Source organism: Streptomyces winkii (assembly GCF_032248595.1).
GTDB classification, from domain to species: domain Bacteria; phylum Actinomycetota; class Actinomycetes; order Streptomycetales; family Streptomycetaceae; genus Streptomyces; species Streptomyces winkii.
This window is the reverse complement of sequence record NZ_JASTTH010000003.1, coordinates 531099-547305: the sequence shown is the minus strand read 5'-3', so window position 1 is coordinate 547305 and position 16207 is coordinate 531099. Positions and strand designations below refer to the sequence as shown.

The 16207-nt window shown below is 72.8% G+C and carries 14 protein-coding genes; 7 read left to right on the top strand and 7 right to left on the bottom strand.

Going from position 1 to position 16207, the window contains the following annotated elements; translation table 11 throughout:
- Positions 1-118 precede the first annotated feature (118 nt).
- Positions 119-1618, bottom strand: a complete 1500-nt coding sequence (gene yczR, locus QQM67_RS10915; protein WP_314173495.1) for a MocR-like transcription factor YczR — start codon at positions 1616-1618, stop codon at positions 119-121.
- Between the two features lie 140 nt (positions 1619-1758).
- On the opposite strand from yczR, the gene yczE reads away from it, so the two are divergent.
- From yczE to QQM67_RS10895, 4 genes are all read left to right on the top strand, one after another.
- Positions 1759-2499 (top strand): membrane protein YczE, encoded by a 741-nt coding sequence (gene yczE, locus QQM67_RS10910; protein WP_314173494.1) that lies wholly within the window; start codon positions 1759-1761, stop codon positions 2497-2499.
- Positions 2499-3359 carry a glycerophosphodiester phosphodiesterase gene (locus QQM67_RS10905; RefSeq protein ID WP_314173493.1) on the top strand — a complete coding sequence of 287 codons (861 nt, stop codon included), beginning with the start codon at positions 2499-2501 and terminating at the stop codon, positions 3357-3359. Before yczE ends, QQM67_RS10905 begins: the two co-directional genes overlap by 1 nt.
- Positions 3360-3480: 121 nt before the next feature.
- Entirely contained in the window at positions 3481-4839 is a 1359-nt protein-coding gene (locus QQM67_RS10900; RefSeq protein WP_314173492.1) for an MFS transporter, read from the top strand.
- Positions 4840-5093: 254 nt separating this feature from the next.
- Positions 5094-5477, top strand: coding sequence for an RNA polymerase-binding protein RbpA (locus QQM67_RS10895; RefSeq protein WP_028434437.1), 384 nt, complete (start codon positions 5094-5096; stop codon positions 5475-5477).
- A gap of 154 nt (positions 5478-5631) precedes the next feature.
- Here QQM67_RS10895 and fxsA read toward each other — a convergent pair whose 3' ends face one another.
- The 5 genes from fxsA to QQM67_RS10870 form a co-directional block, all read right to left on the bottom strand.
- Entirely contained in the window at positions 5632-6282 is a 651-nt protein-coding gene (fxsA, locus tag QQM67_RS10890) for an FxsA family membrane protein (RefSeq protein ID WP_314173491.1), read from the bottom strand.
- A 3-nt stretch (positions 6283-6285) separates the two neighbouring features.
- On the bottom strand, positions 6286-7056 hold the full coding sequence (locus QQM67_RS10885) for a polyprenol monophosphomannose synthase (RefSeq protein WP_314173490.1): 771 nt from the start codon (positions 7054-7056) through the stop codon (positions 6286-6288).
- Positions 7053-8930, bottom strand: a complete 1878-nt coding sequence (gene lnt / locus QQM67_RS10880) for an apolipoprotein N-acyltransferase (protein WP_314173489.1) — start codon at positions 8928-8930, stop codon at positions 7053-7055. Before lnt ends, QQM67_RS10885 begins: the two co-directional genes overlap by 4 nt.
- Positions 8931-9562: 632 nt before the next feature.
- Complete coding sequence (locus QQM67_RS10875; RefSeq protein ID WP_314173488.1) at positions 9563-11203, bottom strand: amidohydrolase; 1641 nt, start codon at positions 11201-11203, stop codon at positions 9563-9565.
- 43 nt (positions 11204-11246) lie between these two features.
- Complete coding sequence (locus QQM67_RS10870) at positions 11247-11687, bottom strand: Lrp/AsnC family transcriptional regulator (RefSeq protein ID WP_314173487.1); 441 nt, start codon at positions 11685-11687, stop codon at positions 11247-11249.
- A gap of 201 nt (positions 11688-11888) precedes the next feature.
- Between QQM67_RS10870 and QQM67_RS10865 the strand changes: the two genes are divergently transcribed.
- Positions 11889-12287, top strand: a complete 399-nt coding sequence (locus QQM67_RS10865; protein ID WP_314173486.1) for a hypothetical protein — start codon at positions 11889-11891, stop codon at positions 12285-12287.
- A 125-nt stretch (positions 12288-12412) separates the two neighbouring features.
- Positions 12413-13093: an HhH-GDP family DNA glycosylase gene (locus QQM67_RS10860; protein WP_314173485.1), complete on the top strand. Its 681-nt coding sequence runs from the start codon at positions 12413-12415 to the stop codon at positions 13091-13093.
- Between the two features lie 103 nt (positions 13094-13196).
- Here QQM67_RS10860 and QQM67_RS10855 read toward each other — a convergent pair whose 3' ends face one another.
- On the bottom strand, positions 13197-14372 hold the full coding sequence (locus QQM67_RS10855; protein WP_314173484.1) for an acyl-CoA dehydrogenase family protein: 1176 nt from the start codon (positions 14370-14372) through the stop codon (positions 13197-13199).
- Positions 14373-14796: 424 nt separating this feature from the next.
- On the opposite strand from QQM67_RS10855, the gene QQM67_RS10850 reads away from it, so the two are divergent.
- Complete coding sequence (locus QQM67_RS10850) at positions 14797-16086, top strand: glycoside hydrolase family 18 protein (protein WP_314173483.1); 1290 nt, start codon at positions 14797-14799, stop codon at positions 16084-16086.
- The last annotated feature ends 121 nt before the right edge of the window (positions 16087-16207 follow it).

The following is a 16207-nucleotide window of genomic DNA, read 5'->3' as shown; positions in this document are numbered from 1 at the left end:
ACCCACCCAGCCCGGCGGCGGTCCGGCCCGCCAAGTCACCCCACATGTCCGGGACTTCGCAACGCCCCGCCCCACCAGGCACCGAGCCGGGACCGGGGCCGGACCCGGAGACACGGCGTCAGGCCACATAGGTACGCGGCACATCGCCCTCGGCGACCGCGCCCGTACGGACGAGGTCGGCCGCCTTGGCCAGTCGCGCGACGGCCTCACCGACGACCGGTCCCGCGACGGTGAACAGCAGCCGCACGTAGCCCTCGAAGGCCCCGTCGACGCCGAAGCGCGTACCGGCCGGCACGCGCACGCCGATCCGCTCGCCCGCGTCCGCGATGCGCGAGCCGGACAGGCCGCCGGTGCGGGTCCACAGGGTCAGCCCGCCGCGGGGAACGTTGAACTCCCAGTCGGGCAGCCTCTCGTGGAGCTCGGCGACGAGCGCGTCACGGTTCTCGCGTGCTCCCGCGCGGCGCGCGGCGACCGCCGACTCCCATCCGTCCCCCCTCATCAGCCGCGCCACGGCGAGCTGTTCGAGCACGGGGCTGCCCAAGTCGGCGTAGACGCGGGCCGCGACGAGGCTGCGGATCACCTCGGGTGCCGCCCTGACCCAGCCGATGCGCAGCCCTGCCCAGACGGCCTTGCTGACCGAGCCGACGGTGATGACGGCCGAGCCGCCCGGATCGAACGCGGCCATGGGGCGCGGCAGTTCGACGTCCTCGTCCAGGGTCAGGTCGGTCATGGACTCGTCGGCGACGAGGACCGTACCGGCGGCGCGCGCGGCGGCGACCATCTCGCGCCGCTGGTCGTCGGGGGCGAGCGCGCCGGTGGGGTTGTGGTAGTCGGCGATGACGTACGCCATGCGCGGTGCGCTCTCGCGGAACGCCTGCCGCCAGGCGGGCAGATCCCAGCCGGCCAGGCCGTCGGCCATGGGGACGGGCACGAGGCGGGCGCCGGCGTCACGCAGCAGGTGCAGCACGTTCGCGTACGAGGGGTGCTCGACGGCGACGCGTTCGCTGCGCGGGACCAACTGCCGTGCGAGCGCGGCCACCGCGCCCATCGCGCCGGTGGTGACCATGATCTGCTCGGGCATGGTGGGGACGCCGCGCGCGGTGTAGCGCGCCGCGAGAGCCTCCCGCAGGGCAGGCAGTCCGCCGGGATAGTTGCCGTGGGTGTCGGTGTAGGGCGCGAGGTCGGCGACCGCGCCCTGGAAGGCGTCGGTCAGGTGGGGCTCGGGCGCCAGGAAGGTGGCGCAGGCCAGGTCGATCACCGATCCGGCCGACTCGGGCGGCAGCGGCTCCAGTCCGCGCGTGGGCAGCGGCTTGCCGGCGGGCACCGCGGTCCAGCTGCCCGATCCGCGCCGCGAGGCGAGGAAGCCGTCGCCGCGCAGCGCCTCGAAGGCGGCGGCCACGGTCGTACGGCTGACCTTCAGCGCGGCGGCGAGCTCCCGCTCCGCGGGCAGCCTCGCGGCCACCGGGATGCGGCCTTCGAGCACGAGGAGGCGGACTCCGTCGGCGAGCGAGCGGTACGCCGGTACGCGGTGTCCGGCGTCGGCCGCGGTCGCCGCGCGCTGCGAGGCCAGCAGCCGGGCGAGTTGAGGAGCACCGACGGCAGAGGTCCACTGCACCATGCTTGCGGTCCACCTTCCCCAGATTGGCCATGGATGTGGCCTGGTTCGTGTTCCAGACTGCCACGCGACCGTCGACCGGCGCCAGCAGCGGGCCGGGCAGCGCACGGGAGAGAGCCGCACCGGCGAGAGAGGAGCCCTCGTTGTCACCTTCGACGGGTCCGCCACGGCGTCTCGGACGCCGGCTGACGCAGTTGTACGCAGGCCTGCTGCTGTACGGGGCCAGCATCGGCCTGATGGTGCGCTCCGGCCTCGGGCTCCCCCCGTGGGACGTGCTGCATCAGGGGATCGCCCGGCACACGGGCCTGTCGATCGGCACGGTCTCGATCGTCGCCGGGGCGGCGGTGCTGCTGCTGTGGGCGCCGATGCGTCAGCGCCCGGGGCTGGGCACCGTCTCCAACGTGGTCCTGGTCGGGCTCGCGATGGACGGCACGGTCTGGCTCGCCCCCGCACCGCAGGCACTCGCGCTGCGGATACCGATGGTGGCCGCCGCCGTGGTGCTCAACGGCGTGGCCACCGGCCTGTACATCTCCGCCCGCTTCGGGCCGGGCCCGCGTGACGGGCTGATGACGGGGCTGCACCGCGTCACGGGCCGCTCGGTCAGGCTCGTACGTACGGCGATCGAGGCGGCCGTGCTGGTCTCCGGGCTGCTGCTCGGCGGCACGGCCGGCGCCGGGACGGTGGTCTACGCGCTCGGGATCGGCCCTCTCTCGCAGCTCTTCCTGCGGGTGTTCGCGCTGCCGGAGCAGCGGGCCGAAGCGGAGGCGACCGCGGCCGCGGGTCCCTCTCGTGTGGTGGCGCGCGGCAGTCGCCGGCACGAGGAGCACGCGGCCGGAGGGCAACGGCGCGCGTGGTGGCGCGGGGGCGCGATACTGCGGCGGTGATGAGCACCGACCCGCACTCCGTCCAACCGCCACGGCCGGTCCCCGCGTTCGCCGTGCACCCGGCAGCGCTGCGCCGCACGCCGCGCCATCCGTTCCTCGACCACCCCGGGCCGCTCGCCTTCGCCCACCGCGGCGGCTCCGCGGACGGCCTGGAGAACACGCACACCGCCTTCGCCCGCGCCGTCGGCCTCGGATACCGCTATCTGGAGACGGACGTGCACGCCACCGCCGACGGACGTCTCGTCGCCTTCCACGACGAGACCCTCGACCGGACGACGGACGCCAGCGGCGCGATCAGCGAGCTGTCATGGTCCGAGGTGCGCCGCGCCAGGGTCGGCGGAAGCGAACCGCCGCCGCTGATGCGGGAGTTGCTGCGCGCCTTCCCCGGAGTGCGGTGGAACATCGACGTCAAGGCGGAGTCCGCGCTGCTGCCGCTGCTGGAGCTGATCTCGGAACTGGACGCGTGGGCGCGCGTGTGCGTCGGCTCCTTCGAGGAGGAGCGGGTGGCGCGTGCCCAGGCCATGGCAGGCGCGCGGCTCGCGACCTCGCTCGGCACGCGGGGCGTGGTCCGGCTGCGGCTGCGCTCGTACGGACTGGTGCCGGCGCGGGCCGTACGTCCGACCGCGGTGTGCGTCCAGGTTCCCGAACACCGCTCGGGCATCCGCGTGGTGGACCGTGCCTTCGTACGCGCCGCTCACGCCCGCTGGATGCAGGTGCACGTATGGACCGTGAACGAAAGAAACCGGATGCGGGAGTTGCTCGACCTGGGAGTTGACGGCATTGTGACCGATCACATCGAGACACTGCGCGACGTCCTGACCGAGCGGGGTGCGTGGATGCACGGGCCCGGCCCCCGGTAGGGCGTCGGATCTCCCCGGGGCGAGGCCCGGGGAAAGGCTCCCGAGCCCTGCCGTCCACCGCACGCACCGCGCGGGGCGGCGCGCTCCCGGAGCCGGACACGGTGCCGGAGACGAGGGGGGCGTGACTGTGAGCGCTGTCGTGACGGGCGCCGGGGACGGCACGGCGGCCGAGCGCCGCCGGGAGCAGCGCGGCTGGTACTTCTACGACTGGGCCAACTCCGTCTTCTCCACCAGCGTCCTGACCGTCTTCCTCGGTCCGTATCTGACGGAGGTCGCCAAGGCGGCGGCGGACGCGGACGGTTACGTGCATCCGCTGGGCCTCCCGGTGCGCGCGGGCTCGTACTTCGCCTACACCGTCTCGCTCTCGGTGCTGCTGTCGGTCTTCGTGATGCCGCTGGCGGGCGCGATAGCGGACCACACGGGCCGCAAGAAGCCCATCCTCGGGGTCTTCGCGTATCTGGGAGCGGCCGCCACGGCCGGGATGTTCTTCCTGGACGGCGAGCGCTATGTGCTGGGCGGCGTCCTGCTCGTGGTGGCGAACGTGTCGTTCGCGACCTCCGCCGTCATCTACAACGCCTTCCTCCCGCAGATCGCGGGCCCGGAGGAGCGGGACGCGGTCTCCTCACGCGGCTGGGCCTTCGGCTACGCGGCCGGCTCGGTGGTGCTGGTGGCGAATCTGGCGCTCTTCCTCCAGCACGAGGCGCTGGGCGTCTCCGAGGGTTCCGCGGTGCGCATCTGCCTCGCCTCGGCCGGGGTGTGGTGGGCGGTCTTCACGGTGGTGCCGCTGCTGCGGCTGCGGGAGCGGCCCGGCGCGGCGGCGGGATCGCGCGTCTCGCTCCTCAGCGGCTGGCGCCAACTCGCCGTCACCTTCCGCGAACTGCGGCGCTACCGGCTGACGATGCTCTTCCTGCTGGCGTATCTCGTCTACAACGACGGGGTGCAGACCGTGATCACGCAGGCGTCGGTCTTCGGCTCGGAGGAGCTGGGCGTGGACCAGACGACCCTCATCGGCGCGGTGCTGCTGGTGCAGGTGCTGGCGGTGGCGGGCGCCCTGCTGCTCGGCCGGCTCGCGGCCCGCCACGGCGCGAAGCGCACGGTTCTCGGCTCGCTCGTGGCCTGGACGGTGATCGTCGCTGCGGGATACTTCCTGCCCGCCGGCGCCCCGGTCTTCTTCTTCGCACTGGCCGCGGGGATCGGGCTGGTCATGGGCGGCAGCCAGGCCCTCTCCCGGTCGCTGTACTCGCAGTTGGTGCCCGCGGGCAAGGAGGCCGAGTTCTTCTCCCTGTACGAGGTGAGCGACCGCGGCACGAGCTGGCTGGGCCCGCTGGTCTTCGGGCTCGCGTACCAGCTGACGGAGAGCTATCGTGCGGCGATCATCTCGCTGGTCGTCTTCTTCGTGCTGGGTTTCGTGCTGCTGCTCCGGGTACCGGTGGAACGGGCGGCCGCGGCCGCCGGCAACCCCCAGCCGGACCGGATTTAGGACTTGCGGCGGCGGCGCGGTAGTGTACGCCCTCGGCTCGCCGGATGGACCGTTACTGCACGCCAAAGAGATGAGAACGCTGGGTGACATCTCCTGTCAGTTGTGACAAACCGGTCATTGGTGGGTACACGAAGGGCGGCACGACGGGCGACGCATCCCCGATTCGGGAATCTTCACCGCCGACCGGACGTTGACCAGATGACGACGACAGCGACACCTGTCCTGTGGGCGACAAGCCCGGGAGGCACGAATTCATGAGTGAGCGAGCTCTTCGCGGCACGCGACTCGTGGTGACCAGCTACGAGACCGACCGCGGTATCGACCTGGCACCGCGCCAGGCCGTGGAGTACGCATGTGAGAGCGGGCATCGTTTCGAGATGCCGTTCTCAGTAGAGGCCGAGATTCCGCCCGAGTGGGAGTGCAAGGTGTGCGGCGCACAGGCACTCCTGGTGGACGGCGAGGGGCCGGAGGAGAAGAAGGGCAAGCCCGCGCGTACGCACTGGGACATGCTCATGGAGCGGCGCACCCGCGAGGAGCTGGAAGAGGTTCTCGCGGAACGGCTGGCCGTACTCAGGTCCGGCACGATGAACCTCGCTGTGCACCCGCGGGACGGCAACAACAAGCGCAAGTCCGCGTAGACGAGAGCAACCGGCAGGCGCGCGCCGGGCGTTCGCCGGATCCGGGCCCGATGGGCCCGGTCGCGCGTCCCGAAACACAGCGCGGGCCGGTGGTCTGTTTCTCAGGCCACCGGCCCGCGCTGTGCTGTGCGCCGAGCCGGGCGGAGAGCCGGGCTCAGCGGTTGGGAGGCTCCTCCCCCTTGGGAGGCCCGTCGTCGCGGACGACCTCTCCCTCGACGACCTTGCCGTCGGGCCTGCGCATGCGCATCTGCTCCTCGGCATTGCGAGCCTGCTGGTAGGCGTCGCCGATGGTGCCGGGCGCGAAGCCGGAGCGCCGCTCCAGATAGCGCTGCGTCGTGCGCCTCATCAGCGAGGCGGCCGGCGGGAAGAGGCACAGCAGCCCCGCCGCGTCCGAGACGACGCCGGGCACCATGATCAGCAGCCCGCCGAGCATCATCAGTGCGTTGCCGCCGCCGGACTTCTCGGTGCTCTCAGGCGGCGCCTGCCCCTGCTGCGCGGCCTGTTGCGCCTGCTGGACGCTCTCGGTGAGCCGACGCCAGGCTCGCCGGCCCGCGCGTTTGATGACGAAGACGCCGAGCAGGAAACCGGCGACCAGCAGCCCCAGCACCGCCAGACCGCCCACCGTCTCGCCGATGAGGATCAGCAGCCAGATCTCCAGCAGCGCCCACACCGCCACTCCCAGCGGGATGAACCGGGAGGCCCGCGAACGGCGCGGGCCTCCGGGGCGCTGTTCCGCCCCGGAGGAGCGGCCGGAGCCCTGCTCGTCGTGGGGCGGCTCGTAGGGGTACGGTGCGCGACTCGTCATGCTTCAAGTGTGCCTGCGGTCCAGGGCACGCTTCACCCGGCCCTCGACGCCCCACGCGGTCACTCGCCACAGGGCCTCGACCATGATGTCGCGGCTCATCTTCGAGTTGCCCCGCACGCGCTCGATGAAGGTGATCGGGACCTCGACCACGTGGTATCCGGCGCGCACGGCCCGGTTGGCGAGGTCGACCTGGAAGCAGTAGCCCTGCGAGGCGACCGCGTCCATGCCCAGTCCCTTGAGGGTCTCGCTGCGGAAGGCGCGGAAGCCGCCGGTGATGTCGCGCAGCGGAAGCCCCAGCATCACCCGCGAGTAGACGCTGCCGCCGCGGGAGATCAACCGGCGCGAGCGCGGCCAGTTGACGACCCGTCCGCCCGGCACCCAGCGCGATCCGAGCACCAGATCGGCGCCCTTGAGGGCCGTGAGCAGGCGGGGCAGCTCCTCGGGCTGGTGGGAGCCGTCGGCGTCCATCTCCACCAGCACGCCGTAACCCTGGTCGATGCCCCAGCGGAATCCGGCGAGGTAGGCGGCGCCCAGGCCCTGCTTGCCGGCGCGGTGCAGGACGTGGATCTGCTCGTCCTGGGCGGCGAGTTCGTCGGCGATCTTGCCGGTGCCGTCGGGGCTGTTGTCGTCGGCGATCAGGATGTGCACTTCGGGCACGGCCTCGCGCAGCCGGGCGGTGATCGATTCGATGTTGTCGGCCTCGTTGTACGTCGGGATGATCACCAGAACCGTGCCCAGCGGGCCGTACCGCCGCGCCTGTCCGCCGTCCGTCACCGCTGCTGCCCCTCTTGCTTCCGCCGTGCATCGGTCTGCCGCGCCTGTCCCGCCGGCTGCGCGGGCCGGTGGTCGGTCCGGCCGCGCCGGCCTGCGTACCAGGCCGCGGCGCACGCGAGAACGCCCACCATAGCGAGCGTCCACTCGGGTACGGCGCCGACGCGGTCGGCGGTGGTGACTTCGTCGCGCAGCGGCAGCGTCGCGCTGAGCACGTCGCGCTCGAATTCCTGCGTGCGCTGCCGGACGGTGCCGTCGGGCCCGACGACGGCGCTGATGCCGCTGGTCGCGGCGGTGACGACGGCCCGCCCGTGTTCGACGGCGCGCAGCTTGGACATCACCAGCTGCTGCTCGGGCTGCCCGGTCCTGCCGTACGTGGCGTTGTTCGTCTGGACGACGAGCGCGCGGGCCCCGGCGTTGACGGTGTCGCGGGGGATCTCGTCGTAGGCGACCTCGAAGCAGATCACGTCCCCGAGGCGCGCCGGCCCGGTCTGGAGGACGCCCGAGTGATCGCCGGGCCAGAAGTCGCGGGGGATCTGCTGGAGGCGGGTGATGACGGTGCTCAGCTCGTCCCGGAAGGGCACGTACTCGCCGAAGGGCACGGGGTGCTGCTTGGTGTACGACTTGCCGGGGCCCTTCCGCGGGTCCCACACGATGCCCTGGTTCTCGACGTACCCCTTGGTGCCCGGGTGGTCGACGAGCGCCCCCACGAGGATCGGCACGCCGACGGCCTTGGCCGCCTGGTCGATGCGTTCGCGTGCCTCGGGCCAGCGGTAGGGGTCGAGGTCGGAGGAGTTCTCGGGCCAGATGACCAGGTCGGGCCGCTGGGCCTCGCCGGACTTGATCTTTTGTGCGAGGTCGAGAGTGGCGTCGACGTGGTTGTCGAGGATCTTCATCGGCCGGCCGAGGAAGTTCATGCCGGGCTGCTGCACGTTGCCCTGCACTACGGCGATGTCGGCCGTGTCGTCCGCGGCGGTGGGGACGGGCACGGCGTATCCGGCGCCGGTGACGGCCGCCGCGGCCACGAGGGAGGCGACCAGCGGCGTCAACGCGCGCCGGCGGAGTCCCGTACGAGCGGCTTCGCCGTCCCTGCCGGCCTCGCCGTCCGCTTGCCCGGTGCGCCGTGCGGCGCGCAGGCGCAGGAGCACGACAGCGGCGGCGGCGAGCGCCGTGCCGGTCAGAGCCGCGGCGAAGGTGACCAGCGGGGCGCCGCCGAGCGCGGCCAGCGGCGTGTAGGGCGACCCGGTGTTGGCGAAGGCGAGCCGCCCCCAGGGAAAGCCCCCGAAGGGCACGCGGTCGCGGGCCCACTCTTCGGCGACCCACAGGCACGCACCCCACAGCGGCCAGAGCGGCAGCCGCGAGGTCACGGCGAGGGCGGCGCCGAGCGCGGCGACGAACAGCGACTCGATGAAGGCGAGCCCCACGACCGCGTCCCAGCCCACGACGTGCAGCCACTTGAGCAGGACGATGAAGAACGGCCAGCCGAAGGCGAACCCCGTCCAGGCGCCCTGGCGCGCCGTGCGGCCGCGCGTGAGCAGGCTGAGGGCGGCGACCGTCAGCAGCGACAGCGGCCACAGACCGTACGGCGGGAAGGCGAGCGCGAGCGCGATTCCGGCGACGGCGGCGCAGGCGCTGCGGGCGGCCTCGCGACGGACGAGCGCGCGCAGCCGCCGCAGCCGGCCACCGCGTGCGGGAGAGCCATCGCTCGCCGGAGAAGGCGGGGCGGTGACGGTGGTCTCCGCCCCGGTGGACTCTCCGGTTCCGTCGCCGGTGTGCGGCAGGTCGCGCGGGGGCTGCGTCTCGTCGCGGCCGTCCGGGCCGTCGGCGGACTGGCCGCCGGCGGCGGATTCGGCGGTCGTGTCGGAACCCGATGGCAAGGTCGCGCCCTTCCTGGCAGGTCGTGCGGTGGTGAAGCGACCGTATAACGGCGGCGCACCCCCGCGGGCCCGGGGCCGGGAATGCCACCGGCGCCGGAGGACGGCGCGAAGGGCGGCGGAACCGTCCGCAGGCACGGCGAGCGCACCGAAGAAAAGCGCATGAGAGGAAGGAGAAGCGGGGAGAACCGGGGGGCGTCGGCCCGGTCGCTGCCCTGGGCCGGGCGCGAGTCTGCGGGTCGGGGCCCGGTGCCCTTCGGGCCGACCTGGGACCCGCTGGCTGCGAGTCGACCGAGAGCCGTTGTCTACTGAGCATCCGGGCCCCACCCGGGTCACACCCGCCGGCCAGCCTCAACCTTCCGCCCCCGTGCCGCGGGCGCTGGACCTGGCTCCCAGTGGTGATGTCCCGGTGCGGTACACCACCCCCTGGCCCAGCGGCGTTCGACGACTGCGCGGGGAATGGCCAGCCGGACGTCCTGTGGTGGACCTGGCCGAACCTACCCGGCGGCTGCCATCGCCTGTCAACAGCGACGCTACCTGCGGCGTTTCGCAGAATCAGCAGGTCAGTTAGGCGGAAGGGGCGCGGGGGCGACAGTCTGAGGGGTCGTCGGCGGGGCGCAACGGACACTCATACATCACTCGTTCGGCCGCTCGTGGACGGTCCGGCCCCCCACCACCGTCCGCAGACAGACCGGCAGTTGGCCGCCGGGCGTGAGATCCGGCAGCCCGGGAGTGCCGGAGCGGGGATCCGTCGACCAGTTGGCGACGCGCAAGTCGGGCGCCTGTACGACCAGTTCACCGGTGCGCCAGAGCACGTAGTCGGCGGGCGCGCCCGGGACGAGCACGCCCCCCTCGTCCGCGCCCACCGCGCGCCGACCGCCGCGGGTGTGCGCGGTGAACCCGCCGCGTACGGAGATGCGGTGGCCTTCCGTGCGATGGAAGGCGGCGGCGCGGACGGCCTCCCACGGGCCCATGGGCGTCACCGGGCTGTCGGAGCCGAACGCCAGCGGGACGCCTGCGCGTTGCAGGGCGGCGTACGGGTTGAGGCGGGCGGCGCGCTCCTCGCCGAGGCGTGCCGCGTACATCCCGTCGGGGCCTCCCCACGCCGCGTCGAACGCCGGCTGCACGGACGCGGTGAGCGCGAACTCGGCGAAGGCGGCGATGGTTTGCTCGTCGAGCATCTCGGCGTGCTCGATGCGGTGGCGGGCGGCGCGGACCCGGTCCGTGCCCACGCGGGCGGCGGCGGCGCGCACGCCGTCGGTCACGGCGGCGAGGGCGGCGTCGCCGATCGCGTGGAACCCGGCCTGAAGTCCGGCCTCGGTGCAGGCGGCGACGTGTGCGGCGACGCCGTCGGCGTCGAGGTAGGCGCTCCCGGTGTGGGGTGCGTCGGCGTACGGCGCCGTCAGATGTGCGGTACGGGAGCCGAGCGAGCCGTCCACGAAGAGGTCGCCCGCGGCACCGACCGCGCCCAGCGCGCGGATGCGGTCGGCGTCCGCGGGCGAGGCGACGGGTTCGGCCCAGTAGCCGTGCACGCGGGGGCCGTTGTGCCGGGCGGAGAGGGCGAGGAGCCCGGTGAAGTCGTCCTCGCCGGAGATTCCGGGACCGGCGCACTCGTGGAGGTCGCCGATGCCGAGGGAGGCGGCGTGGTCCAGGGCGGCGCGCTGGGCCTCTTCACGGCGGGCGGGCGTGAGGGTGGAGTACGCCCGGCCGCGCACGGCGTGGTGGGCGTCGCGGGTGAGGGGCTCGCCGTCGGCGAAGCCGTCCAACTGCGCGACGTCGGCGACGAGTTCGAGCAGAGCCGTGGTGACGAGGGCCGAGTGCACGTCCGTACGGGAGAGGTAGAGGGGGCGGCCGCCCGCCGCCTCGTCGAGCTCCGCGCGGCCGGGGTGGCGGCCCTCCGGCCAGTGGGTGGCGTCCCATCCGTGACCGAGCAGCACCGGGTCGCCGGGGCGCGATGCGGCGTAGTCGCGGATGCGGTCCAACGCGTCGCGGAGGGTGGCGGCACCGGTCAGGTCGAGACCCGTCAGCGCCAGGCCGGTGGCGGTGGTGTGCACATGTGCGTCCGTAAATGCGGGGGTGACGAGCGCGCCGTCGAGGTGGACGACCTCGTCGACGCCGTCGGCGAAGGAGTCGGCGGCGCCCTCGGAGCCGATCCAGGCGATGCTGCCGCCCTGCGTGACCATCGCGGTGGCGAAGGGATCGGCCGGGCTGTGCACCTCCCCGCCGCGCAGCAGGACGGTGCGGGTCTCGTGCCCGTGGGCGGTGCGCTCACTCATGGCGACAAGTCTCCCGCCCTGCCGCAGGCGGGCGCAGGCCGGGTCAGAGCGAGGGAGGACGCGCCTCGTACGGAGTGGAGAGGACGACCGTCGTACGGGTCGAGACGCCGGAGAGCGAGCGGATGCGGGCGAGGAGGTTCTCGAGCGCGATGGGGGTGCCCACGCGGACCTTGAGGATGTAGTTCTCGTCGCCGGCGACGCTGTGGCACGCCTCGATCTCCGGTACCTCGGCGAGGCGTTCGGAGATGTCGTCGGGCGCGCTGGGGTCGAAGGGCTTCACCGAGATGAACGCCGTGAGCGGCAGCCCGACCGCCTCGGGGTCCACGAGCGCGGTGTATCCGCGGATGACCCCGCGCTGTTCCAGCCTCCGTACGCGCTGGTGCACGGCCGAGGTGGACAGGCCCGTGGCCTTGCCCAGATCGGTGTAGCTCATCCGCCCGTCCTTGACGAGCAGATCGACGATGTGCCGGTCCACTTCCTCCACAGCAGGTCAACCTACTGTGCCAGGCGCACTCCGGCACACCGGGCGCAGGGAGGAGCGCACATGAGGGCGCTCCGTGTGACCAAGGCCACATCCACGCTCCCGTGTCCCCGGGCGTGCGGCGATTATGCGAATCACGCCGCGGGCAGTGCTTGCTGAGGCCGGGGGCGGGTTGCCCGGCAGGTCCACAGGAGGGGGATTTGCATGCGCACTGAGAAGCCGGTCCGCCTGTCCAGGGAGGCCGCCCCGGCGGTGGAGGACGAGGCCGTCGAGGCCGTCGCGGGCGGGACGTACGACGAGGACGGGATCTACGAGATCTTCCGGGTGACCTGCCCGGACTGCGGGCAGCCGATCGCTCTCTTCGCGGACGAGGAGAGCCTGCCCGAGCACGCGCTGTGCGCTTCACCGTGGGATCCGTTCGGGCTGACGGTCTGCCAGGGCTCCGGGCGTGCGGCGTCGGAGGCGGACGCGCTCGACGGTGACGGCGGCCAGGAGCACGGGCTGACGGCGCTGCTGACGCTGCCCGAGGGGCTCGACTGGCGCACGCAGCCGTTCTCGCACGTCGGCGGTCCGCGCACGCCGTCGCTGCTGCCCGGGGGGTAACCGGAGCCGGCTCTTGCGGGGCGGCCCGTCCGGACCGTGCTGTCTTCACGGACCCGGCAGGTGGATACCGCCGCCCCGATGGGCACCCGTACGGCCTCTGAAGGCGAGAGCCGAGCGAGGGCCCCATGACACAGACACAGACAAGGCCGCAGGCGAAGCCCGCGCAGCAGTCCGGGCACCGGGCGACGGCACGGGCGCTGCTGGAGACGCACGGCCTCACATACGCCGAGCAGGCGGGCATCACGCTGCGCGACACCCCGTCGCCGCTGTACCGGCTGCTGGTGCTCTCGATGCTGCTCTCGGCGCGCATCCGGGCGGACGTCGCCGTCGCCTCGTCGCGGGCGCTGTCGGACGCGGGGATGAAGGACGCCCGGCGGATGGCCGACGCGACGTGGCAGGAGCGGGTCGACGCCCTCGGCGTGGGCGGCTACCGGCGCTACGACGAGCGCACCGCCACACAGCTCGGCGACGGGGCGGAACTGCTGCTCAGCAAGTACAAGGGCGACCTGCGCGGCATGCGGGAAGGCCGGAAGACCGCGGAGCGGCTGCGCGAGGTGCCCGGGATCGGGCCGACCGGCGTCGACATCTTTCTGCGGGAGGCGCAGGCGGTGTGGCCGGAGTTCGGGCCGTACTTCGGCATGAAGGCGGAGCAGGGCGCGGAGCGCCTCGGGCTGCCCACGTCGACGGGCAGGCTGGCGGGGCTGGTCGCCGAGCGCGATCTGGCGCGGTTCGCGGCCGGGCTGGTGCGCGCGGCGCTCGACAAGAAGGTCGTCGAGGACGTACGAGAGGCGGCGGAGGCGGCGTAGCCCCCGCCCGCGCCCGCACTCCCAGGGGTTCTGCGCGGTGTGAGGCCGCGGCAGGCTGCGCCGGGGCGACCGGCGCGGGCGCGGATACGGGCGCGGAGCGCGGCTAGCGGACGCTCTCGGGGCCGACGAGCTGACGGGCGATCACCATGCGCTGGATCTGGTTCGTGCCCTCGACGATCTGAAGCACCTTGGCCTCGCGCATGTAGCGCTCGACGGGGAAGTCGGCGGTGTAGCCGTAGCCGCCGAGGAGTTGGACGGCGTCCGTCGTCACGCGCATCGCCGCGTCCGTGCAGAACAGTTTCGCCATGGCGGCCTCCCGGCCGAACGGGAGTCCCGCGTCCCGCCGCCGTGCGGCGCTCAGGTACAGGGCACGCCCGGCCTCGATCTGCGTCGCCATGTCGGCGATCATGAAGCGCAGGCCCTGGAAGTCGGCGATGGGCCGGCCGAACTGCTCGCGTCCGAGCATGTAGGCGTGCGCCTCGTCCAGGGCGGCCTGTGCGAGGCCGACGGCGCAGGCCGCGATCCCGAGGCGCCCGGACTCCAGGGCGGAGAGCGCCACGGTCAGGCCCTGGCCCTCGTCTCCGATGCGGCGTGCGTCGCCGACGCGTACGCCGTCGAAGTGGACCTGGGCGGTGGGCGATCCGTGCATTCCCATCTTGCGCTCGGGCGCGGCCGCGGTGATCCCGGGGGCGTCGGCGGGGACGAGGAACGCCGTGATCCCGCGCGGCCCTTCGGGGCCCGTGCGCGCGAGGACGGTGTAGAAGTCGGCGACTCCCCCGTGGGTGATCCACGCCTTGGAGCCCTCCAGCAGCCACTCGTCGCCGTCGCGGACCGCGCGGGTGCGCAGCGACGCGGCGTCGGAGCCCGAGGAGGGTTCGGAGAGGCAGTACGCGCCGAGCGTGCCGCCGCCGAGCATCGCGGGAAGGTGGTCGGCGCGCTGCTGCTTGGTGCCGAAGACGCCGAGCGCGTGACAGGCGAGGGTGTGGACGCTCGTGCCCAGGCCGACGGTCAGACGTGCCGAGGCGAGCTCTTCGAGAACCTGGAGGTAGACCTCGTACGGCTGGTCGCCGCCGCCGAACTCCTCCGGGTACGGCAGTCCCAGCAGCCCCGATTCGGACAGCAGGGTGAAGATCTCACGCGGGAAGCGGCCGGCGGCCTCCTCCTCGTCCGCGCGGGGACGGATCTCCCGCTGGACCAGTTCGCGCACGAGGGCCAGCAGATCGCGAGCTTCCTGCGTGGGCAGTTGGCGCTGGACCGGCTGCGGTCCGTAGTCGGGCATCACGACGCTCTCCTCCTGTTCGGGGGCCGCGGCGGCGGACCGGGGTGTGGTGCGCCGCCGTGATCAGGGCCGCGGCCGGGAGCCGGGACCTGTGCGAAGCCGCCTCGCCGGTTCGCCGCGCCGGGTTGCGACGGCGGCTGACCAGGGGTTGCGGCGAAAAAAGTATGCCCGATCGGCAGCACCGCGTCACCGCCGGGACGGGCCGGGGGGCGCGAGGTGTGAGCGGAGGTCCGGCACTGGCGTGCGCGGAGATCGGGGCGGAAGCCCCAGGCGGGATTGGTTCAAACCATTGACGCAATGGTCTAGTCCTTCTAGATTCCGGCTGGAACTTCCGCCGCACTCCCGGCGGATCACCCCCCACCACGCACCGAGGGATCACCAGCAGCATCCATCCCCAACCCCTACAACTCCCTTGAGGAGAGCCATGACCGGACCCTTCGCACGACGCCGCAGATCCGCCTCGTCCGCTCCGAGGGGACGCATCCTCGCCCTGATCGCCGCCGCGTGCGCGGCCGTTCTCGCCGCCACGCTCTCCGGTGCCGGCGCAGTCGCGGCCCCGGCGGGCGGCTCGCACGCCGCCGCGCAGACTCGCTCCGCCGCGCGTGCGGCTGCCGACGGAAAGCTCGTCGGCTACTTCGCCAACTGGGATGTGTACCAGCGCAATTACCACGTCAAGAACATCGAGACGTCCGGCTCCGCCGGCGAACTCACGCACATCAACTACGCGTTCGGCAACGTGCAGGGCGGCAAGTGCACCGTCGGCGACTCCTACGCCGACTACGAGAAGGCCTACTCGGCCGACCAGAGCGTCGACGGCAAGGCCGACAGCTGGGACCAGCCGCTGCGCGGCAACTTCAACCAGCTCCGCCAACTCAAGGAGAAGCACCCGGACTTGAAGGTGCTGTGGTCCTTCGGCGGCTGGACCTGGTCCGGCGGCTTCGCCGAGGCGGCGAAGAACCCGGCGGCGTTCGCGGACTCCTGCTACAGCCTGCTCAACGACGAGCGCTGGGCGGGGCTCTTCGACGGCATCGACATCGACTGGGAGTACCCCAACGCCTGCGGTCTCACCTGCGACGAGAGCGGCCGGGAGGCCTTCACCGACGTGATGAAGGCGCTGCGCGCCAAGTTCGGCGGCGACAAGCTCGTGACCGCCGCGATCACCGCCGACGCCTCGGCCGGCGGCAAGCTGGAGGCCGCGGACTACGCGGGCGCCGCGCAGTACGTCGACTGGTATCTGCCCATGACGTACGACTACTTCGGCGCCTGGGACGCGCAGGGACCGACCGCTCCGCACTCCCCGCTCACCGCCTACGACGGCATTCCCAAGGACGGCTTCAACACGTCCGCCACCGTCGAGAAGCTGACCGGCATGGGTGTTCCCGCAAGCAAACTCCTGCTGGGTCTCGGCTTCTACGGGCGCGGCTGGAACGGCGTGGACCAGGCGGAGCCCGGCGGCACCGCGACGGGCGCCGCACCCGGGACGTACGAACAGGGCATCGAGGACTACGAGGTGCTCAAGGGCCGCTGCCCCGCTACCGGCAAGGTCGCAGGCACGGCGTACGCGCACTGCGGCAGCCAGTGGTGGAGCTACGACACCCCCGAGACCATCGGCAGCAAGGGCGAGTGGGCCGCGCAGAAAGGCCTCGGCGGCTCCTTCGTATGGGAGTTGAGCGGTGACACCCCGGACGGGGAGCTGATCAAGGCCGTCCGTTAGCCGCCAGATCGTTCCGTGCCGCACCGCCGTCACCGTTCCGCGCCCCGTGGGTCCCACGGGGCGCGGGGCGTTGTGAGGGCGTCGCCGGTGTGAGGGCGTTGTCAGTGCCCGGTGCAAGACT

What these genes read in the sequence shown, in the direction of transcription:
- yczR (WP_314173495.1), bottom strand. Translation starts at nt 1,618, where the DNA reads ATGGTGCAGTGGACCTCTGCCGTCGGTGCTCCTCAACTCGCCCGGCTG.
- QQM67_RS10905 (WP_314173493.1), top strand. Translation starts at nt 2,499, where the DNA reads ATGAGCACCGACCCGCACTCCGTCCAACCGCCACGGCCGGTCCCCGCG.
- QQM67_RS10895 (WP_028434437.1), top strand. Translation starts at nt 5,094, where the DNA reads ATGAGTGAGCGAGCTCTTCGCGGCACGCGACTCGTGGTGACCAGCTAC.
- fxsA (WP_314173491.1), bottom strand. Translation starts at nt 6,282, where the DNA reads ATGACGAGTCGCGCACCGTACCCCTACGAGCCGCCCCACGACGAGCAG.
- QQM67_RS10875 (WP_314173488.1), bottom strand. Translation starts at nt 11,203, where the DNA reads ATGAGTGAGCGCACCGCCCACGGGCACGAGACCCGCACCGTCCTGCTG.
- QQM67_RS10865 (WP_314173486.1), top strand. Translation starts at nt 11,889, where the DNA reads ATGCGCACTGAGAAGCCGGTCCGCCTGTCCAGGGAGGCCGCCCCGGCG.
- QQM67_RS10860 (WP_314173485.1), top strand. Translation starts at nt 12,413, where the DNA reads ATGACACAGACACAGACAAGGCCGCAGGCGAAGCCCGCGCAGCAGTCC.
- QQM67_RS10855 (WP_314173484.1), bottom strand. Translation starts at nt 14,372, where the DNA reads ATGCCCGACTACGGACCGCAGCCGGTCCAGCGCCAACTGCCCACGCAG.
- QQM67_RS10850 (WP_314173483.1), top strand. Translation starts at nt 14,797, where the DNA reads ATGACCGGACCCTTCGCACGACGCCGCAGATCCGCCTCGTCCGCTCCG.